Raw genomic sequence first — 21,059 nt, 5'->3', positions numbered from 1 at the left:
CCTGCTACCTGTCGGTGGCTCTTTTAACGGGATGATTAATTACAACTGATGGAAAGGTACTTTTTCGAGGACCACCCCATGACGCCGGCACTGCCAGCAAAGGGGGAACGGCATTGCCCCGAGACACATTTGATGCGGGCCCATTTATTGGTCTGTCCGATCACCTCGACACGGTCGCCCAGGTAGACCTCAGAGATTTTGCGGCCCTTGGTTGAAGGTTTGGTGCGCACAGCCAGGAAACCGGCACCGGTGGAAGGGTTATATTGCGAGATCGAGCGCAGCCCCCGAACCGTGGCCCAGCATTGGGCAACATGGGGTTTTGAGCGCGACAGCAGCGGGGTATAGACCCAGCCCTTTTGCCCGCTGGGCAGGATCACATTGGACCACTTGCCCGAGGTTCCGATCACGGTCAGCTTGGTGCCCGGACGGATTTCGGTGAAATAAGGGTACTGGGTGCCCGGACCCGGACGCACATTCAGCCCGCCATCTTTGTTATTGGCCACATACATGGTGTAGGTGGACGGGCTTGGATTGCTGGGCGGCAATGACGCGCCGCCACCCTGCCACAGCACCTCGGCAATATAGCGACCACCGACCGAGCAATAGCTGTCAGAGGGCACGGCCCCTTGCGATTTCAGTTGGCTGATCTCCCATTCCGAGTTGGATTTGCGCACGGTTTTCAGGGTGATGCCATAATAGCCATTGGTCGATTGGAAGATGCGCACACCGCTGCGACCAGGGAACCATTGCTTGGCAAAGCTGACAGCTTCGGCAATCGAGGGGCGCGAGGCGGTCACGATATAGCACTGGCTGCTCGACAGCTGGTAAGAGCCGCGCACCACGCGGTAATCTCCTCCGGTTGATGGCGGAGGCGTCACAACGGGGGTTTCCAGATAGGTGATGCGATCCAGCACAACACGGCTGATGCAGGATGTGCTGGTGCCGCAGACATCGCGGGTATTCACCCGCCAATCGGCCTGCTGGCGCGCGGTCGCCTTGCCGGACTGGCCGTTATAGGCCTGGGTCAGACGCTCATCGAGACCGGCCAGGTAAGCATCGCCACAAATGGTGCGCTCGGTATTGTTGAGATGCGAAGCGCTGCACCAGGGGCGCAGATAGGTGACCGGGGCCGGATCAACCGGCTTGGGCTGCACGGGATCGGGCTGCACCGGGTCAGGTTTCACATCGGCGGTCTGGCACTGATGGTTGATAAAGCTCTGCGCAAAGGGCGCAAATTTGTGGCCCTGGCACTGCTCCAGATAGGCCTGATAGGCAAAGCAGACGCCATAGCCCTTGGCCTCGGAATAAAGCGCATCACACAGAACGGTGGATTCATCCTGTGGCGCTGGGTCTGGCTTGGGCGGCGTGCCCGCGCCATCTTCGCCCGGTTTTGGATCTGGCGTTGTGTCAGGTTTCGGATCAACCGGGGGCGCATCGTTTTGCGTGGTAAGCGCCGCCTCAAGGATCTCGGAGCGTTCAATAATATCAGCCATGGGAATGGCAAAGTTCACGCTGTCACGCTTGGACCCCGCATGGTGCAGGCCCACAACCATTTGCAAGGATGCGTCAATAACCGGCGAGCCGGAATTGCCCGGCAGCGTGTCACAGGTATGCAGCAAGCGGTTATTGGACAGGGCCGGATTGTTGGCCTTGCACTTTTCGCGGCTGATGCGCTGGGCCTCGCCCATCGGGTGGCCGATCACCCAATAGGGGTCGCCATCATGCGGGGTCGATGAGGCCAGTTTCAGCATGCCATATTCGGCGCTGGGGTCGCCCAGCACCTCAAGCAGCGCATAATCCAGATCTTCATGCGCCTCGACTGGGGTCGGGCTGACGATATATTTCTTGGTGCCTTCCTCGACACCCTGCTGGGTGTAGCCCGCCACGAATTGCACCGCGTCAATGCGCGTTGCCCCGGCGCGTTCATTGTCCAGAATGCCGGGCACACAGTGGTAATTGGTCAGGATGTGTTTCTTGTCGACGATAAAGGCCGTACAGGGAAAAATCCCCTTATCGGTCAGAATATCCAGCCGCCCGACGCTGTGGCCGATCTTGGCGAAAATACTGGCCGGGGAATAATTGCGGATGCTTTCATTGTTGTAATCACCAACCGAAAGCTCGAATTCGATGTCTCCTGCGCTGGCGGATTGTTTGCGGTTGAGGACGATATTGCCGAAATCGCTGCGGTCAAAACCTACAATATCCTGGGCGGACACGGGCTCGACGGCGGCCAATCCGGCGATCAAAGCGGTAAGGGCAACAAAATTGCGCACGGGTCTGTCCTCTCAAAAAATCCTTGTCGGGCAAGTGATTTGATGATCATCCAGCCGCGCCGATTGAGTCAACGACGGAAAACCTGACCCTAAGGCATTCCTTTGCTTGAAATGCCGCGATCAGGGTCGGGTATTCATGGCTTTTCGCGCGGTTTCAGGTTTTTCCGGGAAATTCGACCGGGCCGCCCTGCGCCTCCCAGGTGGAAAATCCTTCGCGCAGATGGGCGACTTCGAATCCCATGTCGCACAGCGTCGCCGCCGAAATGGCCGAGCGCCAGCCCGAGGCGCAATGCAGCACAAATTGCTTCTCCTCGCCAAAGATCTCTTTGAAATAGGGGCTGTCCGGATCAACCCAAAATTCCAGCATCCCGCGCGGCGCATGAAAGGACCCGGGAATAAAGCCCGAGCGCTGGCGTTCCCGGATGTCGCGAATATCCACGATGACCGTATTGGGATCATCAACCAAGGCGATCAGGTTAGGCGTTTCAATCTCACGAATACGGGCGCGGGATTGGGCGACCATCTCGGCGGAAGAGAGTTTGAGTTTGGGCATATCTGGGTCCTTTGGGGCAGGTTGCGCAGGGGGGAGACGGAATGCATCCCACAGGCGGTAACAAGGCGCGTTATTGGTCGAGAAAGTAAGGCAACCGCGCCAGTGTCCGGTCAGCGTCGAGCAAGGTGTCATGCACGCTTGAAACCAACTCGGTGAACCTCTCTGCGCTGAGCGATTGAAAAAGACTGTCATTCACAGCGCGCAGAATGGGCGCAAGCTCGGCGATGGCATGATCGCTTTTCTTCGTGCTTTGCAAAAGACTGCTGCGCCCATCGGCGGGGTTGGGGCGTTTTTGCAGCAACCCCATCTCAACCAAGGCTTTTGATTCCTTGGTCACATGTGGGCCGCTGACATGCAGCGCCTCGGCGATGGCCGTCAAGGTCAGACCGTCCCGGCCCTGGTTTTGCGCCACGTAAAGCAGGATACTGTATTGCGGGGACGAAATCCCAAGCCGTTTGGAAAACTGGGCGCGCATGGCCTCGATCCGCGCGGACAAGGCTGTCACTTCATAAAGCAGCTGCCGCAGCTCGTGATCTTCGCCGTCTTTCAGCAAGGCCGACCGTGATGCCGTCAAAGGAAAGGGCCGGGGGAGGTCAGTTGGCTGCGTCATGGGCTCCTCAGCTGAACAGACAGTGCGTGACAGCCGACTCTAGCTTGATTGCAGCACACGTAAAGTAAAAACTGCTTCAAGTAATGTTATTTAATTACTTAAGTTGGTTAAGTTAAATCAGGTGTCACACCGGGTCACGCGACCCATTCCACAAAGACTTTCAGGAGACCGAGAATGAAACATTTCCTCACTGCGACCGCCCTCATTCTAACCACCGCAACCTCCAGCCTCGCGCATGAGGCCCCGACGGAACACAAAGGAGTCAGTGTGTTTGGTCGTGATGCGCTGGAACTTGGTGCGCAGATCCCGGCGATGGAAGGGTTTCAACTGCGCATTCGCCAGGTCAAACTGGCCCCCGGTGGCGTCGTGGCCCGCCATGATCACAGCACGCGCCCGGGGGCTTATTTTGTTATCAAAGGCGAGGGCGTGATCGACGTGCAGGGCGAGGTTGAAACCCCTGTTCCGGTCGGGACCGCAATCATGGAAAGCCAAGGGGTGGATCACTGGGTGAAGAACACCGGCAAAGAGGCGCATTTCTTTGTGCTCGACATCGTTCCGGTCGATCAGTGAGTACTGTGGATGGCAGGGTTATCCCCTGCCATTCTTCACAAAACCCGAGACAAAAACGCCCGCGTCCGCTCTTCTTTTGGCGTGTCAAAGATCTGTTCCGGTGGCCCTTCTTCAAGGATGCGGCCCTGGTCCAGGAAACAGACCTTGTCCGCCAATTCCCGGGCAAACCCCATCTCGTGGGTGGCCAGAACCATGGTCATGCCTTGCGCGCGCAGATCACGCAGCACGTCCAGCACTTCGCCGACCAATTCCGGATCCAGCGCCGAGGTGATCTCGTCAAACAGCATGATTTCCGGCTGCATCGCCAGCGCCCGGATGATCGCCACACGCTGCTGCTGCCCGCCCGACAGTTGGTCGGGATAGTGGTTCATCCGGTCCCCCAGCCCAAAGCGTTCAAACATCTGCGCCAACGGCTCACGCAGCTCGGTCTTGGACTTGCCCAGATTGCGACGCGGAGCCAGCATGGCGTTTTCCAGCGCGGTCATATGGGGAAACAGGTTGTAGCTTTGAAACACCATGCCAATGCGCTGACGCACCGGTTGCGGATCGCGCCCAGGTTCCGAGATATCCTCGCCATCCAGCAAAATACGCCCATCATCAATGGGTTCCAGCAGGTTCATACAGCGCAACAGCGTGGATTTCCCCGAGCCAGACGCGCCGATCAGACAGATCATCTCACCGCGCGCCACGTTCAGATCAATGCCGCGAATAACCGGGTTGTCACCAAAGGCTTTCTGCACGTTTTCAAGAACAAGATCACCCATCAGCTGCGCGCGCTCGCTTGTTTGTTCATCAGATAATCCGCGTATCTTGTGGCCGGGATGGTCAGCGCCAGAAAGATCAGCGCCGCGCCTACATAAGGGGTGAAATTGGCCATGAGGGATTTGTAGACCCCGGCCTGACGAAAGATCTCGACCGGGCCGATAAAGCTCAGCAGGGCCACGTCTTTTTGCAAGGCCACAAAGAGGTTCATATTGGCAGGCACGACACGGCGAATGGCCTGGGGCAGGATGACAAAACGCATGGTATCCGACCCCGATAGGCCCAGTGACAGGGCGGCGTTGCGCTGGCTGTCATGGATGCTCTCAATGCCCGACCGGATGACCTCGGCCACATAGGAAGCATAGACCAGGATCAGGGCGAGCGAGCCCCAGATATAAGGCGAATTCCACGGGCGCGGCAGGCCAAGCCCCGGAATGCCGAAGCCGATCAGGTAGATCACCAGAATGACCGGCAGACCGCGGAAAATATCCGTATAGGCAATCGCCAACAGCCGCAGCGGGTAAAGCGCCGGGCTGCGCAGATCCCGCGCAATCGCCACCGCCAATCCCAAAAGCGCAATCAGCGGCGCACACCACAGGAAAATCGCCACATCCATGACAAAGGCGTTCAACAGACCGGGAAAGGTTTTGGCAAACACCGCCCCATTGAAAAAGCTGCGCTGCACATTTTCCCAGCCCGGCGTCAGCGGGATCAGCACGATCACCGCCACAAACACCGCCAGGGTCGAAGCAGCAGCAATGGTATTGGCGCGACGACGCTGGCGCGCCTCGAACATTTGTCGGCGGGTTTGGGTGGGCATGGGACTCCTGCGAATGCAAATCCGGTTGCGCGCTGGATAGGGAAAAGTTGACAGGAGTCAACTTCGTTAAGATCGGGTAATATCTCTCCAGCGAGATCGATGCGGTGTGAGGCGCAAAACTGCTGTCGTCAGAAAGGTTTGGCCACCAATCCGGGCGGTAAGCCCCCAGCGTACGCAGGCGGCCAAACCTGACCAAAGGGTTACTTGATCAGCGGAACACCGGTGGTGGCCTGCATCCATTCGGCCTCGATCTCGGCCAGCTTGCCGCTGTCCTTGAGCGATGCCAAAGCCGCGTTGACGCATTCCTTGAGCGCCGACCCTTTCTCCATCAACATGCCGAACTGATCGGGGTTTTCGCTGCGATCCGCCGGAAATTGCCCCAGCAATGCGCCGTCATTCAGCACCACAGCCGAAAGGTACAGCGCGGTGGGCAAATCAAACAGCGCCGCATCAATCTGGCCCGCCTGCATGGCGGCGGTGACATCGGCATTGTCATCATACAAAAGCGGCGCTTTTTCCGGCGCGATCAGATCGGTGAGCATGGGCACAGCAGTGGTATTGGCATCCGCCCCCCAGACCAGCGATTTCAACGAGGCAACATCGGCGCTCGCCCCGGCCTCGACCACCGATTTGGTGGTTAGAACCGCCATGGCCGAAGTGTAATAGGGGTCGGAAAAATCAACCATTTCCTCACGCTCGGGCGTGATGGAATATTGCTGAAGGTTGATGTCGAACTCCTTTGCGCCCGGCTGAATCGCCTGATCAAAGCTGGTGCGGGTCCATTCCACCTGATCAGCGCCAAAGCCCATTTCCGCTGCCAAAGCATATGCGACAGCGGCCTCAAAACCCTGGCCGCTTTCGGGGGCGTCATCGATCACCCAAGGGAAATAGGCCGGGTTACCGGTGGCGACGGTCAGTACGCCCTCCTTGAGGGTTTTGCCGGTGGCGCAGGTTTCGGCGCTGGCGGTGGTGGCCAGCAAAAGCGCGGCCAATGTGGTCAAGACTCGCATGAATTATCCTCGCTGTTGAATTTTGCGGTGATTGAACGCCTCAACGCGCCGGATGTCCAGACCGTCTTGTGCCATTGACGGCCCCATTGACTTGGGGGGCGATTGCGCTAACACCTGCGTCTGAAACGACAGAGCGCGCGAAAAGGGGAGTGTGATGATGAAAATAGCCTTGGTTGGCGTGGGCAAGATCGCCCGGGATCAGCATATCCCCAGCATCGCTGCCAGCCCCGATTGGAAGCTCGCCGCCACCTGTTCGCGCCAGGGCTCGGTCGAGGGTATCCCAGCCTATACGGATCTGGACGAGATGATGGCGGCCCATCCTGATATTTCGGTAATTTCCATGTGTATGCCGCCGGTGCCGCGCTTTGACTTTGCCCGCCGCGCCATTGCGGCGGGGCGTCATGTCATGTTGGAAAAGCCCCCCGGCGCGACCCTGTCGGAATGCCACGCGCTGGAAGACATGGCGCGCAAGGCTGGGGTGAGCCTGTTTGCAACCTGGCATTCGCGCGAGGCCAACCGCGTCGCGGCGGCGCGGGATTGGCTGGCGGACAAGACCATAACCCGCTGCCACATCACCTGGCGCGAGGATGTGCGCAAATGGCATCCCGGTCAGGATTGGGTCTTTGACCCCGGCGGGATGGGCGTCTTTGATCCGGGCATCAATGCGCTGTCGGTGATGACCAAGATCCTGCCCGCGCCGGTGCATCTGCTGGGGGCAGAGTTGAGCTTTCCTGCCAATCGCCAGACTCCCATCGCCGCGCAATTGCAGTTCACCGACAATGTGAGCGCCGATTTCGATTGGCGCCAAGAAGGGCCGCAAACCTGGGATGTCGAGGTCTGGACTGAGGCGGGCAAGCTGCATCTGACCCATGGCGGCGAGCATATGACCATCGACGGTGTCGAGGCCGGGGCTGATCCGGTGGTGCCCGGGGAATATCCGGGCCTTTATGCACAGATGGCTCAGCTGGTGCGGGCAAAAGAGATCGACATGGACCTCTCGCCCCTGCGCCATGTGGCCGATGCCCTGATGCTGGGCAAACGGATCGAAACCGACGCTTTTGATTGGTAACAAGCGCCCCTGGTTTCTTTGGGCCAAAAATATCCCGGGGAATCGCGGGCTTGCCCGCGATGGGGCAGCGCCCCCAACCCCCTCTCATCCTCAAATCCCTTTATTGTGTCGCAAAGCTGTTAGAGCCGGTCGCTAGAACGGACCTAATTTGAGGCATGGATTTGGGGTTGGCATGAAGATCATTCATCTTTCAGATATTCACCTCTGCGCGCCGGGTGGGCTGGTCGAAGGTATCGATCCACATGAAAGGCTGGCGCGCGCCTTTGGTCATATGACCGAGCATCACGCCGATGCGACGCGTCTGGTGATCAGCGGGGACCTGACCCATCACGCCAATCCCGACGCCTACAAAGCCTTGAAACAAGCGCTTCGATTGCCGCCGATGCCGGTGCGCTTAATGATTGGCAATCACGATGATCGCGCGGTGTTTCTGGAGCATTTTCCGGATCAAAGCATTGATCTGAATGGTTTTGTCAATCATTGCGATCAGGTCGGGGACCTGCGGCTGATCTATTGCGACACGGTGCGCCCCAAGGTGCATTGGGGAGAATTCTGCGAAAAACGCCGCGCCTGGCTGCGCGATCAACTGGACTTGCCCGGACCGGTGCTTTTGTTTTTTCACCACAATATTCTGGATCTGGGCGATCCCTGCAGTGACGAGCTGTCTCTGAACAGGGCGGATCAGGCGGAGCTGCGCAGCCTGTTGAAGCTGTTCCAACACAAGATCCGCCACATCTTTTTCGGCCATGTGCATGAGTCGCTATGTGGAACGATGGCGGGAATTGCGTTTTCCGGCGTGACCTCGACCGTGCATCAGACCATCCCCAATCTCGCCCCGTCGGACAAATCCCCCTCCGGGCCGCTGGAGCCGTCTTATCGGGTGATTTTGCTACGTGGTGAGGATGTGGTCATCCATCAGATCCCCTTTGCCTGGGAGGGCGAGGTGGTGTGGCATGGCAATGATTGGGAAGATTGGGCGTGAGGGCGGAGGGGGCGCTGCCCCGTCCCAAGCAGGCTTGGGACTCCCCGGGATATTTTTGGCCCAAAGAAACCCTGATGTCGGGAATGGCATGACGGTGGGTTTGCCAGAAATTGATACACCTCAACAGGCGGTGTGATCGCGCGGGGCGGGGCGGTGGTTTGCGTTCATTCGCCAAAGTGATTCGGATGTCCAAACCGCGTTTTCCTGAATTTTCGATGATGTTCGCGCCATATTCGGAACGGGTGCCTGATCAACAGGCCCTTAATGTGTAGCAATAATAGATCAATTTTCGCCATGAGCCGCGTGTCAGCAGTTGACCCAGCCCGTTTGCTTTCACACTATCGAGCTATCACCTGCCTTTAAGGCGGGACGAGACACATGGGAGGAAATGTGAAATGATGCATCTCAAAGGGATGAAATTGGCGGGGTCGGTATCGGCTTTGGCCATGCTGGTCGCAGGGGCCGCGCAAGCGGTGGAGATCGACCTGATGATCTCGGATGTGGATGGCAAGGCGGGCCTGGTCAAGGAATTGGCCGAGCGTTATCAGGCCGCTAATCCGGACGTGACCATCACTCTGAACGCGGTGGGTTACAATGTGATCCGCGAGCAATTGCCGATCCAGCTTGAGGCGGGAAGCGGGCCGGATCTGGCCTTTGTCACCAATCTGGGGGGGCTGAACCCGCACTATGTTGACCTGACGCCTTTTGTGGACGCCGCCACTTGGGAAGCGAATTATGGCGCGGTTCTGCCGTGGTATCGTGCAGGCGCGCCGGATGGCATCTTTGGCTTCCACACTGAAATGACCGTCACGGGGCCTTATGTGAACCTGACCATGTTCGAAGAGGCCGAGGTTGACGTGCCAGCACCGGGCGCAACCTGGGAAGACTGGGCGGCGGCGACTGCCGAGGTCATGGATAAGACCGGGTCTTATGCCGGGATGGTCATGGATCGCTCGGGCCACCGTATGGCGGGCCCGGCCATGTCTTATGGTGCAGCCTATTTCAGCGATGATGGCAAGCTGATCGCCGATGACGGGTTCAAGGCGTTTTCACAGCTGATGATCGATTGGCACAAATCTGGCCTGATGCCGCCGGATGTCTGGCCTGCCGTGTCCGGTGCGAAATATGCCAATGGCAACGAGATGTTCTTTAACCAGGATGTGGCGTTTTACATGTCTGGGTCCTGGAACACCGGCAATGTGCAGAACAATGTTGGCGACAAGTTCGACTGGACAGTGGCGCCAGTGCCGTGTGGCCCGGCGGGCTGTGGCGTGATGCCGGGCGGTGCTGGTCTGGTGGCGTTCAAATCCGGTGATGCCGCTCAGGAAGAAGCAGCCGCCAAATTCGTGGCCTGGATGGGCAGCGATGAGATCGCCAAGGAGTGGTATACCAAGACCTATGCGATCCCGGCCCATTCCGGTTTGCAGGCCGAAGGGCTGGATTACACCGGTGCCGGCGCAACAGAAGCTGTGGCCAATGGTCTGGCGGCCTTTACCGCTATGGCAGCGGCAGCGGCCGAGCAGACACCGCAGGCCTACCAGCTGCAGGGCAGCCCAAAGGGGTTCGTGATGTATAACGCCACGGTCAAATATATCGGCGGTGCTCTGAATGGTGAGCTGTCGCTGGACGAAGCCATGGTCAAAATCCAGGAAGAGCTGGACACCAACGCCAACCAGTAAGGCGTGACCAAACCGGGGCGGGGGCCGCGTGTGCCCGCCCTTTGCTCTTGGGCTTTCGCTGACTGGGCGGATGTCTTTGGGCCTCACCCAGGCGAACGGGACAATTCATGACACCTGCAGGCTTTGTCGTAGCCTTTGCCGCCCTCTTTTGGGGGCTTGGCGGGGCGATCTGGCTCTTGAAGCGGCGCAGCTATACGCTCCGCCAAGTGCCACAATTCTTTATGGATCTGCTGGGGTTCCCGGTGGAACTGGCCCAGAGCGTTTGGGGGCGGGGCGGCGTGCCCTATGCGCTGTTGCTGCCCAATATGCTGATCTTTGGCTTTTTCACCTTTTTGCCTGTGATCCTGAATTTCTACGTCTCCTTCACCGGCGGCGCGTCGATTTCGCTGTTTGATCGGCCCTGGGTGGGCTGGGAAAAATATGGCGAGATCTTCAATTGCGAGAGCATTTTTACGCCCAAGACCTGCACCAATCCGGGCTATAATTTCTGGACCGGCATGTTCAACACGCTGTGGTTTGCCGCCATTCAGGTGCCGATCCTCTGCGTTGTTGCGCTGATCACGGCGTTGGTGGTTAACCAGAATATCAAGGGGCGCGGATTTTGGCGGGCGATGTTCTTTTACCCGGTGATGCTGTCGCCGGTTGTCATTGCCAATATCTGGAACTGGGTGCTGCACCGCAAAGGCGCGCTGAATGCCAGCATCGGCGAGGCGCGCGAGGCCATGACCGGGCTGGCAGGGTTAAGCGGCTTTGATATGGTGGCCACGGTGCTGTTCGCGGTGATCCTGTTGATCGTGTCCGAGCGCACCTTGCGCGGCAATGATGGGCCATCGGCCAGTTGGGCAGGGGTCTTTGGCGCGCTTTTGGCGTTGCTGGTCTATTGGGCGCAACCGTTGAGCCTGATTGGCATGGGCGGTTTTGGCTGGCTGGGGCTGGCCTTGGGCGCGGGCCTTTATTGGGTTGTCTCGTCGGGCCAAAGTGCGGCACGCCTCGTGGTGATCGGCGCGGGTATTTTATGTGTCGCGCTGCTGCTGGCGATCCAGTTTGATAGCGTGTTCAGCTTTGGCCGTTACCGTCCGATCAACTGGCTGGTGACACCCAATACCGGCTGGCCGTTCTTTTGGTTGGTCTTTGTTTTCTGCTGGAGCCATATGGGATTCTATATGCTGATCCTGCTGGCGGGCCTGCAGGCCATCCCGCGCGATCTTTATGAGGCCGCCAAGATGGACGCGACCAAGCCGTTCCGGGCCTTTTATCGCATCACCCTGCCGCTGGTCATGCCGACCTTGACGGTGGTGCTGGTGCTCTCGCTCATCCGCAGCTTCCAGATCTTTGACGAGGTCTATCTGCTCACGGGTGGTGGCCCGGGCCGCGAGACATTTATGGTGGTGCAAAACATTTACGAAGTGGCGTTTTCCAACGATCACCCGGATTACGGCCAAGCTGCGGCTGGGTCGATCCTGATGGCGGTGGTGATTGCGGTCTTTACCTTCTTCCAACTCTGGATCACGCGGAGGCAGTCGGACCTGTAATGCAGACCTACGTTTCTAAATCCGTGGCGCTAGCCGTGCCAGCGCCGACCCGCGGGGGGGCGCATCTGCCGGTCATGTTTGCCACTTTATCCACACTAAGTCTGAGCGAGCTAACGTCGGTAGTGCTTACCTCACCTAAGCGCCGCCCCGTGGGGGCGGGTCGGCGCTGGCACGGCGGCCCAAGGGCCTTGATTCCGTGCCGGTTCTCCAAACAAGGGGGAGGAAACTAAATGAGCGTAGCGACCTTCCTGACCCGCACCAAGGGCAACAAGGACACCGCCGAGACATTTTCGATCCAGGATTTCCTGGCCTATGCCTATCTGTTGGTCGGTGTGCTGGTGATCCTTGTACCAGTGCTCTGGACCTTTTTCAGCTCGATCAAATCGGACACGGCGGTGGAAAGCTTTGACACCCGTCTTGCCCCGATGAGCCAGATCAGCCAAGAGATCACGGGCGTCGGCCCCAAGGATATCTGGGTCTATACGGCTGAGGATGGCAGCACGCAGCTGGTCTATAAGGCGGGGCCGACCCGCAAGCTGACCGATGTGGCGCTGGTGGATCAGCCCGATGAGGTGTTCAAAGTTCCACGCAAAAGCCTGTCTCCGCATGAAGAGATGCGCGTGGCGACAGAAAACTATCTGGACCCGATCCTGAAACGGAACGGGCAGGATAATTTCCAATTCTTCACCTATCTCTACAACTCGGTCTTTGTGACCGTGGTGGCGACGCTGATCACGCTGCTGATCAACGCCATGGCGGCCTTTGCGCTGTCAAAATACCGTTTCAAGGGCCGGTTGACCTTTACCATTCTGATCGTGGCGACGCTGCTGATCCCGAGCTCGATCATTCTGGTCTCGCTGTTCTTTGTGGTCTGGAGCTTTGGCATTTTTGGTTCGCTCTGGGGAGTGATCATCCCGGCGGCGGCAACGCCCACCGGTGTGTTCCTACTGCGCCAATATATGCTGACCATCCCGGATGAACTGCTTGAGGCGGCGCGCATGGATGCGGCCTCGGAGTGGCGGATTTTCTGGCGTATCATCATCCCGCTCTCGCTGCCTGCGCTGTCGGTATTGGCAATCCTGAGCGTGATCTGGCGCTGGAATGATTTCCTGTGGCCGCTGATCGTGCTGATCTCTGATCCTGCCACCCATACGCTGCAATTGGGCCTGACCCAGTTTGCGGGCGAATTCGACACCAATTTCCACTATATCCTCGCCATGACCGTGGTGACGCTGATCCCGATCACACTTGTGTTCGTCTGGTTGCAGCGCTTCATCACCACCGGCATTGCCACGACAGGTCTGAAATGAACGACACAGCAACCTCAGCAAAACCCCACGCGCTGCAGCTCAAGGATATTCGCAAGAGCTTTGGCAATGTGGACGTGATCCATGGCATTGATCTTGAGATCGAAGAGGGCGAATTCATCGTCTTTGTTGGCCCCTCGGGCTGTGGCAAATCTACTTTGCTGCGCCTGATTGCGGGGCTGGATGATCCGACCTCGGGGGATATCAATCTCGAAGGGCGGCGGGTGAACACGGTGCCAGCCTCGGAACGGGGGCTGTCCATGGTGTTTCAAAGCTATGCTTTGTACCCGCATATGACCATCGCGCAGAACCTGAGCTTTGGCCTGGAAAACCTGCGCATGGACAAGGCTGAGATCCAAAAGCGCATCGATGATGCGGCCAAACTGCTGCAAATCGACCATCTGATGAGCCGCCGCCCCGGCCAGCTGTCGGGCGGTCAGCGCCAGCGGGTGGCCATCGGGCGCGCCATTGTGCGCGAACCGATCATCTTCCTGTTTGACGAACCTTTGTCGAACCTCGATGCGGAATTGCGCCTGCAAATGCGGGTCGAGATTTCGGATCTGCATGCAAAGCTTGGCAATACGATGATCTATGTGACCCATGATCAGATCGAAGCTATGACCATGGCCGATCGCATTGTGGTGCTGCGCGGTGGCTATATCGAACAGGTGGGCCGCCCCCTGGATCTTTATAACAACCCGGCGAACAAGTTTGTCGCCGGGTTCCTCGGCGCGCCGCAGATGAATTTCCTCGAAGGATCGCTGGACGGCAATGTCATGACGCTGGACTGCGGGATGGTCCGCGACGTTCCGGTGGCGGAGCCTCGGAACGGCAAGGTGACCCTGGGCATTCGCCCGGAAAACATCCATGTCGATCTGGAGGGCAAGGGTGATGAAACCGTGACCGTGCAAAACTTTGAGCAGCTCGGCGCGGTGACCTATATCTATGCTGAGTTCGCCAATGGGGACAAACTGACGGTGCAGCACGCCCATCAGATCCCGCTGCAAAAGGGGCAGGAGATTGGGGTCAGCTTTCCGACGGAATCCTTTCATCTATTTGACGCGGATGAAAAAGCCATGGGGTTGACCCGATGAAGGTGGCTTTGATCGGATTGGGCATGGTGTCGCGCACCTTTGGCGATGCCATCCGAAACTCCGATATGGTTGATCTGGCCTATGTTTATGCGCGCTCGGCAGAGTCCCGGGCGCGTTTTTTATCGGATTGGCCGGATCTGGGCGCGGCCGCGGCAGGGGCTGTCGCTGAAATTGCCGCGTCGGATGTGGATTTTGTGCTGCTGACCACGCCACCCAATGCCCGAAGGCACATCGTGCAAGAGCTGGTTTCGGCGGGCAAACCGATCCTGATGGAAAAACCGGTTGAGCGGACTTTGGCAGCAGCGACGGAGCTGGTTGAGCTATGTGAGGCGGCGGAGGTGCCTTTGGGCATCATGCTGCAACATCGCGCCCGTCCGGTGGTGGCGGATCTGCGCAAATTGCTGCCTGAACTGGGCGCATTGCGCATGGCCGAGGTCAATGTGCCCTGGTGGCGTGGGCAGGCCTATTACGATGAGCCGGGGCGCGGCAGTTATGCACGCGATGGTGGTGGGGTGATGATCAGCCAGGCGATCCATACGCTGGATCTGATGCTGTCCTTGACCGGGCCGGTGGCTGAGGTGTCCGCCATGAGCGCCACAACCGGCTTTCACCAGATGGAGGCCGAAGATTTTGTCTGTGCCGGCCTGCGCTTTGAGACCGGTGCGGTTGGGCAGGTCTTTGCCACCACGGCAAGCTTTCCGGGGCGGGGGGAGACGATCACCCTGCATTTCGCCAAGGGCTCGGTCCATCTGGAGGCAGGGCTGTTGCAGGTCAGTTGGCAAGATGGGCGCGAGGAAACCATCGGGCAAGCGGCCAGCTCGGGCGCGGGGGCGGATCCGATGGCCTTTACCAGCGATTGGCACCGTTTTGTGATCGAGGATTTTGTTGAGGCGTTGCAGACAGGGCGCGCGCCTTTGGTCTCAGGGCGGGAGGCCTTGGAGGTGCATCGGTTGATTGATGCGCTGGAAGCGTCAGCCAAGGCGAAACGCACAATCATTTTGGAGTAACAGACAGGCGGGGTGCATCCAAATTCCATTGATGGAATTTGCAAAAGTTTTGCAAAACTTTTGGAGGCGCGCGCTGCGAGGGAGGAATTTATATGTCACTGAAGCTCGGGGTTTTGGGCATCGATCACGGCCATATCTTTGGCATGCTTGCAGGTATGAAAGCACAGGGTTGTACATGCGACAGCTATTGGACAGACGGCCACGCCGTCACCGAAGACAAGTTCGCGCAGGTCTTTCCTGAGCTGACCAAGGTGGCGGATCGGCGCGCGATTCTTGAGGATGCCAGTATCGACATGGTGCTGATTTCCGCCGTACCTGCGGATCGCGCGGCTTTGGCGATTGAGGCGATGGAGGCGGGCAAGGATGTCATGGTCGACAAACCCGGCTGCACCACGCTTGACCAGCTTGCCGCGATCAAGGCCTGCCAGGCGCGTACGGGGCGCATCTGGTCGGTGAATTTCTCGGAACGGTTTCAAGTCCCCGCCGCTGCCAAAGCCAGCGAGCTGGTCGCGGCGGGGGCCATTGGGCGGGTCATTCAGGTGGTCACTTTGGCCCCGCATAAACAAAACCTCAAAACCCGCCCTGATTGGTATTTTCAGCGTGAACGCTATGGCGGCATCCTAACCGATATCGGCAGTCACCAGATCGACCAGTTCCTGCATTTCACCGGCTCGACCGAGGTCGAAATTGCCAGCGCCCATGTGGAAAACACCACCCAGCCTGATTATCCCGGTTTTCAGGATTTCGGTGACATGACCCTGCGCGGCGATAAGGGGCATGGCTATATGCGGCTGGACTGGTTCACGCCTGACGGCCTGCCGACCTGGGGCGATGGGCGGTTGTTCCTACTTGGCACCGAGGGCACGATTGAATGCCGAAAATACACCGATATCGGTCAGCCGCATCGCACCAATAACCTCTATTTGGTCAATGGCACCGAGAACGTGCATATCGACTGTCAGGATGTTGAACTCACCTACTTCCCGCGCCTTGTGGCGGATGTGTTGGACCGCAGTGAAACCGCCTGCCCGCAGGCGCATAGCTTTCTGACGATGGAGATCGCGATCAAGGCGCAGATGAAGGCGGAGGGGCAGGGCGATGCTTAGGGTTGCGATTGTCGGGGCCGGGATTGGTGCGCAGCATCTGGCTGGGTTTCTGGACCTACCTGAAGTCTTTGAGGTTGCGTGTCTTTGTGATCTCGATACCGCGCGGGCAGCCGCCGTTGTCGGGCAGACGGGCGTGGCTGTGACTGCGGAGCTAGAGGCGGTTCTGGCGGATGCGTCAATTGACATCATTGATGTCTGCCTGCCCCCGCATCTGCATTTCGACGTGGCCAAACGCGCGCTTTTGGCGGGCAAACATGTGATTTGCGAGAAACCTTTGGTCGCGTCTTTGCGCGAGGCGGATGGGTTGCTGGAAACCGTTCAGCGCACGGGCAAGAGCCTGTTTCCGGTGTTTCAATACCGATATGGCATTGGCACCGCGCAGCTGATGACCTTGCAAGAGGCGGGGCTGGCGGGCAAGCTGTTTGCTGGGTCGATCGAGACCCATTGGAACCGCGACGCCGCCTATTACGACGTGGATTGGCGGGGCACCTGGGCCGGAGAGCGCGGCGGTTGTGTGCTGGGCCATGCAATCCATATCCATGATTTCCTGCCGGCCTTTTTGTCACCCGTGGCGCAGGTCTTTGCCGATCTTGCCACGCGGGTGAACGAGATCGAGGTCGAAGATTGCGCCGCCCTTTCGATCCGGTTGGAAAGCGGCGCTTTGATCACCTCATCGGTGACCTTGGGCTGCGCCAGCGATTACAGCCATATGCGGCTGATGTTCGAAGGGTTCACGGTGGAAAGCGGCACCTCGCCCTATGCGCCTGCGGCGGATCCTTGGGTCTTCACCGCGCGTGAACCAACCAAACAGGCCGAGATTGACGCGGTTCTGGCCGGGATTGGGCCGGTCAAGACCGGCTATGCCGGTTTGTTTGATGCCTTGGCCAAGGCGCTGGAGGGACAGGGCGGGCGCGAGGTGACCGGGCTGGATGGGCGGCGGTCGCTGGAGTTTGTGACCGCGGTCTATGACTCGGCACGGCGCAATGTTCCGGTGCGCTTGCCTTTGGGGGCGGATCATCCGCTTTATGATGGTTGGTTGCCTGCCTGAGCTGTGGCTGGGATGCGCGCCGCTGCCTCGGGCAGAACGGTCGAGGACCCGCCAAGCCCTGGCCGATGCGCTATATGGTCAGGTGCCACAGGCCCCGGATTGGCTGCGATGTCAACGCCATGAGCGGCGCGAAGATGGGTTTTCACTGATCGAGATTGAGATCGGCGTGGCAAAGCGGCGGTTTGCCGTGCAGGCGGCGCTTTGGCTTCCGTCCGAGGCCAAAAGGCCGGTTCCGTTGATTATCGGGTTGGATTTTTTGGGGCCTTTCGGGATTTTGCCCCCCGGCAGCTTTGCCGCCGATCCGCAGGCGCGGGTCTATGCGTCACCAGAATGGCAGGCAGATGGCCAATTGATCCCAGCGCTTGCCGGGCAATCGCGGCGGCGTTGGCCGTTGGAGCAGATCGCAGCGCAAGGTTTTGGCCTTTTGGTGAGCTGCTATGGGTCCTGGGTGCCAGACGACCCGGATGCCTGTCGAGATCATGGGCTTTATCCGCTGCTGGGCCAGCCTGACACTGGGGCGATTTCGCTTTGGGCCTGGGCACTGATGCGGCTGGCGGATGTGGCGGTGGATTTTCCCGAGATTGATGCACAACGGCTCAGCATTTGCGGGCATTCGCGTCTGGGCAAGGCGGCATTATGGGCGGGGGCGCATGATCCTCGGATCGCTGCGGTTTGGGCCAATAATTCTGGCTGTGCCGGGGCCGCCCCTGCCAGGCACCCGGTGGGGGAGAGATTGTGCGATTTGGTCAGCCGCTTTCCCCATTGGTTGCGGCGTGATGCGATCACAGATCCCGCGAAATTGCCGGTGGATCAGCACCAGCTCTTGGCCCTTTGTGCGCCCAAAGCGCTGTATCTGAGCGAGGCCGAAGCGGATGTCTGGGCCGATCCGTTGGGGAGCTATTTTGCCCTGTCTCAGGCAGCTTTGGCCTGGGGGCAAAAAACCAATGCGCATTGGCCTGATCCAGCCAGTATTCCACCTGGCGGATGGTCGTTTCACGCGGGCGCGTTGGGTTATCACCTGAGACCTGGCGGGCATGACGTGCTGGTGCAGGATTGGACGCAGGTGCTGGCGTTTCTGTCAGACAAATTGCGCGCCGGTTGAGAGTTTCTGGGTGCTGGGCAACGGGGTTTGGCCCGCCGTGGCAAAGGGTTAGAACTCCGCCCAGGTTCCGTTGGCAACCTGCTTGGGTGGCTCTTGAATTGGGGGTTCTGGATTGTCTTGTGGGCCGGGCAAAGCGGAGGGCGGTTCCATTGTGAGGTCGACCTCACCCACGGGTTCTGGCGCGACCTTTTCCGCAACAGATGTTGCGCTTTCCTGTGCGGGCAAGTCGGCGGTATCATGCGCCTCGCTGGTTCTGAACTTGCCCACATGCCCGATCAATTTGCCCGCCTCATTGCGCAGGTCATGGGCAGCGGAGGTGTTTTCCTCGACCATGGCGGCGTTGTCCTGTGTCACACGGTCCAACTGGGTCATGCCGGTGTTGATTTCCGTCAACGAGGCGGATTGTTCGCGCGAGGATTGCGCGATTTCATGCACAAGGCCCGAGATGTCTTTGACCTGGTTCAGAATGACTGACAGTGCTTCGCCGGTGCGGCCCACCATGCGCACGCCTTTGTCGACTTGCTGGCCGCTGGCCTCGATCAGGGATTTTATCTCTTTCGCGGCATCGGCCGAGCGCTGGGCCAGCCCGCGCACCTCGGAGGCGACAACGGAAAAGCCCCGCCCGGCTTCGCCAGCGCGTTCCGCCTCGACCCCGGCATTGAGCGCCAAGAGGTTGGTTTGAAAGGCGATATCGTCGATCACTCCTGTGATACGCTCAATCTGTTTGGAGGATTGTTCAATTTCGGTCATGGCATCGATGGTTTCACTGACGATGCCACTGCTTTCTTCGGCCTTATCGCGCGCCTCGCGCACGGTTTGTTCGACATTGGCGGCGTGATCCGTGGCCAGTTTGATACTGGCGGTGACCTCATCCACGGCGGCGGCTGTCTGTTCCAGCGTGGCGGCCTGGCTTTCGGTGCGTTGTGACAGGGCATCGGCCGAGGAGGCGATTCCCTCGACCCCCATATTGATGTTTTGCGACGTGGCTTTCAAAATGCCGACGGTCGAGCCAAGCTCGGCCATGGCGTCATTGATTTCGTAACGCAGCTTCTTGTGCTCTTCGGGGAAATGCTGGGTCACTTCTGAGCGGAAATCGCCCTTGGACAAGTTGACCAACGCGGTGCTGAGCTGGGTGACAACGTATTTGTTGTTTTCCTGCGAGATCTTTTCGCGCTCCTGCGCCTCGGCCCCCTGACGCAGGTGCACCTGCATCTTGGCGATGGTTTTGGAGATAAAGCCGACCTCGTCGCCTCGGTCCTGCCCGGCGATGTCCTGGGCGTAATCGCCATCGGCGATCCCCTCCATCTCATGGGCGATCTGTTCGATGCGGCGAATGACGCTGCGCATGGCGAACCAGGCGAGCAGGCACAAAAGCAGGCCGGTGATCAGCGTCTCAAGAATGCGCGCAAAGGTGGCCTGCGTGACCAATGCCATGGCCTCGGCCCGGTCCATTTCAAAGACCAGCCCCCAATGGTCGCCTCGCGGCGTTGCAACGCTTGAGGTGCTGGCGATGACCGTCTGACCACTTAGACCCGGTGTCGCGGAAAAATGCGCCTCTTCGCCGTTCAGAGCCAGTTGGATCTGGTCGAGTTTTGGGAGTGGGTCCAAGGTTTTGTGTCCGGTTTCGTGGCGTGAAACCGTCAGGGCCAGCCCATTATTATCCACCAGGTAAACTTCGCCGGTTTGGCCAAGAAGTTCAGAGTTGGACAACAGCGAGGCCATAAAATCCAAAGGCAATTGCACCGCCACGACCCCGATGCGTTGGCCATTCTCAAAAACAGGGGAGGATAGGAACATTGCCGGGGCGTCGGCGCTGGGCGCATAGGGCGCGATATCGGTCATGTAGAATTGCCCCGGTTCCAGCCGGTTGGCCGCCTGAAACACCTCACCCAAACCGCTGGAGGCATATTTGCCGGACTGGAAGTTGAGCCCGAAATCGTCCTCTTTGAAGACGGAATAGACAAGGTCCCCGCCGGTATTGAACAGGAAAAGATCATAATATCCGCGCGCCCGCTGGAAGGTGCGCAGACCCGTGTGGTGTTTCTGATGCACCTCGGACCAGGGGCTGCCATCGGTGGCGGCGACCAGCTCATCCTTGCTGCCCAGAGGATGCGGGTTGTCGGATATATAGAGGCGACGGAAGTGATCGGGCGCATTGGAGCCAAAATCACCCCAAGCCGCGTCAAACGCCGTCAGCGCCGCCGTGATCGCATAGCTTTCCGACAGGGCTTGCACGTCTTTTTGTGCCTCGGCCAGCCAGCGTTGCACAACGTCGCGTTTTTCATGAACGTGGCTTTCAAACACGGCATGACGATCTGCCTCGATCTGTTGCGCGGTTAATCGCAATTGGATGACCCCAGAGACAATGACCAAAAGCACCGCTGGCAAGGCAATTGTCAGTGGCAGTTTCCGCGCAAGTTTCCAGTCCGGCAATTTGATCACGTCATTCCCCAATCCAAATGAATTTTAGTCAGGTGGGGAAGGTCTATACCGGGGGCAATTGAGAAAGGATTAAAACGTTTTAGCCTATGTGCG

The 21,059-nt window shown here is 58.8% G+C and carries 18 protein-coding genes; 11 read left to right on the top strand and 7 right to left on the bottom strand.

Annotation, left to right across the window (positions count from 1 at the left end; translation table 11 throughout):
* Window positions 1-35 precede the first annotated feature (35 nt).
* From CLV87_RS02920 to CLV87_RS02910, 3 genes are all read right to left on the bottom strand, one after another.
* Entirely contained in the window at window positions 36-2,273 is a 2,238-nt protein-coding gene (locus tag CLV87_RS02920) for an SH3 domain-containing protein (protein WP_099243525.1), read from the bottom strand.
* Window positions 2,274-2,427: 154 nt separating this feature from the next.
* The gene (locus CLV87_RS02915) at window positions 2,428-2,826 is read right to left on the bottom strand and encodes a rhodanese-like domain-containing protein (protein ID WP_099243526.1); all 399 of its coding nucleotides are present in this window, start codon (window positions 2,824-2,826) and stop codon (window positions 2,428-2,430) included.
* A 70-nt stretch (window positions 2,827-2,896) separates the two neighbouring features.
* Window positions 2,897-3,436 carry a MarR family winged helix-turn-helix transcriptional regulator gene (locus CLV87_RS02910; protein WP_099243527.1) on the bottom strand — a complete coding sequence of 180 codons (540 nt, stop codon included), beginning with the start codon at window positions 3,434-3,436 and terminating at the stop codon, window positions 2,897-2,899.
* Between the two features lie 174 nt (window positions 3,437-3,610).
* Here CLV87_RS02910 and CLV87_RS02905 point away from each other — a divergent pair, with 174 nt between their 5' ends.
* Window positions 3,611-4,006: a cupin domain-containing protein gene (locus CLV87_RS02905; RefSeq protein WP_099243528.1), complete on the top strand. Its 396-nt coding sequence runs from the start codon at window positions 3,611-3,613 to the stop codon at window positions 4,004-4,006.
* A 35-nt stretch (window positions 4,007-4,041) separates the two neighbouring features.
* Here the strand turns inward: CLV87_RS02905 and CLV87_RS02900 are convergent, their stop codons facing one another.
* The 3 genes from CLV87_RS02900 to CLV87_RS02890 form a co-directional block, all read right to left on the bottom strand.
* Window positions 4,042-4,770, bottom strand: a complete 729-nt coding sequence (locus tag CLV87_RS02900) for an amino acid ABC transporter ATP-binding protein (protein WP_099243529.1) — start codon at window positions 4,768-4,770, stop codon at window positions 4,042-4,044.
* On the bottom strand, window positions 4,770-5,588 hold the full coding sequence (locus CLV87_RS02895) for an amino acid ABC transporter permease (RefSeq protein WP_099243530.1): 819 nt from the start codon (window positions 5,586-5,588) through the stop codon (window positions 4,770-4,772). The genes CLV87_RS02900 and CLV87_RS02895 overlap by 1 nt, the downstream gene beginning before the upstream one ends.
* A gap of 200 nt (window positions 5,589-5,788) precedes the next feature.
* Window positions 5,789-6,598: an ABC transporter substrate-binding protein gene (locus tag CLV87_RS02890; RefSeq protein WP_099243531.1), complete on the bottom strand. Its 810-nt coding sequence runs from the start codon at window positions 6,596-6,598 to the stop codon at window positions 5,789-5,791.
* Between the two features lie 157 nt (window positions 6,599-6,755).
* Between CLV87_RS02890 and CLV87_RS02885 the strand changes: the two genes are divergently transcribed.
* The 10 genes from CLV87_RS02885 to CLV87_RS02840 all read left to right on the top strand — a co-directional run bounded on the left by CLV87_RS02885 (window position 6,756) and on the right by CLV87_RS02840 (window position 18,524).
* Window positions 6,756-7,667, top strand: coding sequence for a Gfo/Idh/MocA family protein (locus CLV87_RS02885; protein WP_099244837.1), 912 nt, complete (start codon window positions 6,756-6,758; stop codon window positions 7,665-7,667).
* A gap of 172 nt (window positions 7,668-7,839) precedes the next feature.
* Entirely contained in the window at window positions 7,840-8,649 is an 810-nt protein-coding gene (locus CLV87_RS02880; protein WP_099243532.1) for a metallophosphoesterase, read from the top strand.
* Between the two features lie 395 nt (window positions 8,650-9,044).
* Window positions 9,045-10,328, top strand: coding sequence for an ABC transporter substrate-binding protein (locus tag CLV87_RS02875; protein ID WP_099243533.1), 1,284 nt, complete (start codon window positions 9,045-9,047; stop codon window positions 10,326-10,328).
* A 107-nt stretch (window positions 10,329-10,435) separates the two neighbouring features.
* A complete protein-coding gene (locus tag CLV87_RS02870; RefSeq protein ID WP_133840672.1) occupies window positions 10,436-11,860 on the top strand; it encodes a carbohydrate ABC transporter permease in 1,425 nt (474 codons plus the stop codon).
* A gap of 230 nt (window positions 11,861-12,090) precedes the next feature.
* The gene (locus tag CLV87_RS02865; protein WP_099243534.1) at window positions 12,091-13,170 is read left to right on the top strand and encodes a carbohydrate ABC transporter permease; all 1,080 of its coding nucleotides are present in this window, start codon (window positions 12,091-12,093) and stop codon (window positions 13,168-13,170) included.
* Window positions 13,167-14,261 (top strand): ABC transporter ATP-binding protein, encoded by a 1,095-nt coding sequence (locus tag CLV87_RS02860; protein WP_099243535.1) that lies wholly within the window; start codon window positions 13,167-13,169, stop codon window positions 14,259-14,261. The genes CLV87_RS02865 and CLV87_RS02860 overlap by 4 nt, the downstream gene beginning before the upstream one ends.
* Window positions 14,258-15,268, top strand: a complete 1,011-nt coding sequence (locus CLV87_RS02855) for a Gfo/Idh/MocA family protein (protein ID WP_099243536.1) — start codon at window positions 14,258-14,260, stop codon at window positions 15,266-15,268. Before CLV87_RS02860 ends, CLV87_RS02855 begins: the two co-directional genes overlap by 4 nt.
* 92 nt (window positions 15,269-15,360) lie before the next feature.
* Entirely contained in the window at window positions 15,361-16,374 is a 1,014-nt protein-coding gene (locus CLV87_RS02850; RefSeq protein WP_099243537.1) for a Gfo/Idh/MocA family protein, read from the top strand.
* Window positions 16,367-17,422 (top strand): Gfo/Idh/MocA family protein, encoded by a 1,056-nt coding sequence (locus CLV87_RS02845; protein ID WP_099243538.1) that lies wholly within the window; start codon window positions 16,367-16,369, stop codon window positions 17,420-17,422. The genes CLV87_RS02850 and CLV87_RS02845 overlap by 8 nt, the downstream gene beginning before the upstream one ends.
* A complete protein-coding gene (locus tag CLV87_RS02840; RefSeq protein WP_208293322.1) occupies window positions 17,358-18,524 on the top strand; it encodes a glucuronyl esterase domain-containing protein in 1,167 nt (388 codons plus the stop codon). The genes CLV87_RS02845 and CLV87_RS02840 overlap by 65 nt, the downstream gene beginning before the upstream one ends.
* Window positions 18,525-18,572: 48 nt before the next feature.
* On the opposite strand, the gene CLV87_RS02835 is transcribed toward CLV87_RS02840, so the two are convergent.
* Window positions 18,573-20,966, bottom strand: coding sequence for a methyl-accepting chemotaxis protein (locus CLV87_RS02835; RefSeq protein WP_099244841.1), 2,394 nt, complete (start codon window positions 20,964-20,966; stop codon window positions 18,573-18,575).
* Window positions 20,967-21,059 lie beyond the last annotated feature (93 nt).

The sequence above is a fragment of the Pelagimonas phthalicica genome, assembly GCF_004364805.1.
Classification (GTDB): domain Bacteria; phylum Pseudomonadota; class Alphaproteobacteria; order Rhodobacterales; family Rhodobacteraceae; genus Pelagimonas; species Pelagimonas phthalicica.
Note: the sequence above shows the minus strand (reverse complement) of the source record. Positions and strands in the feature narration are given on the sequence as shown.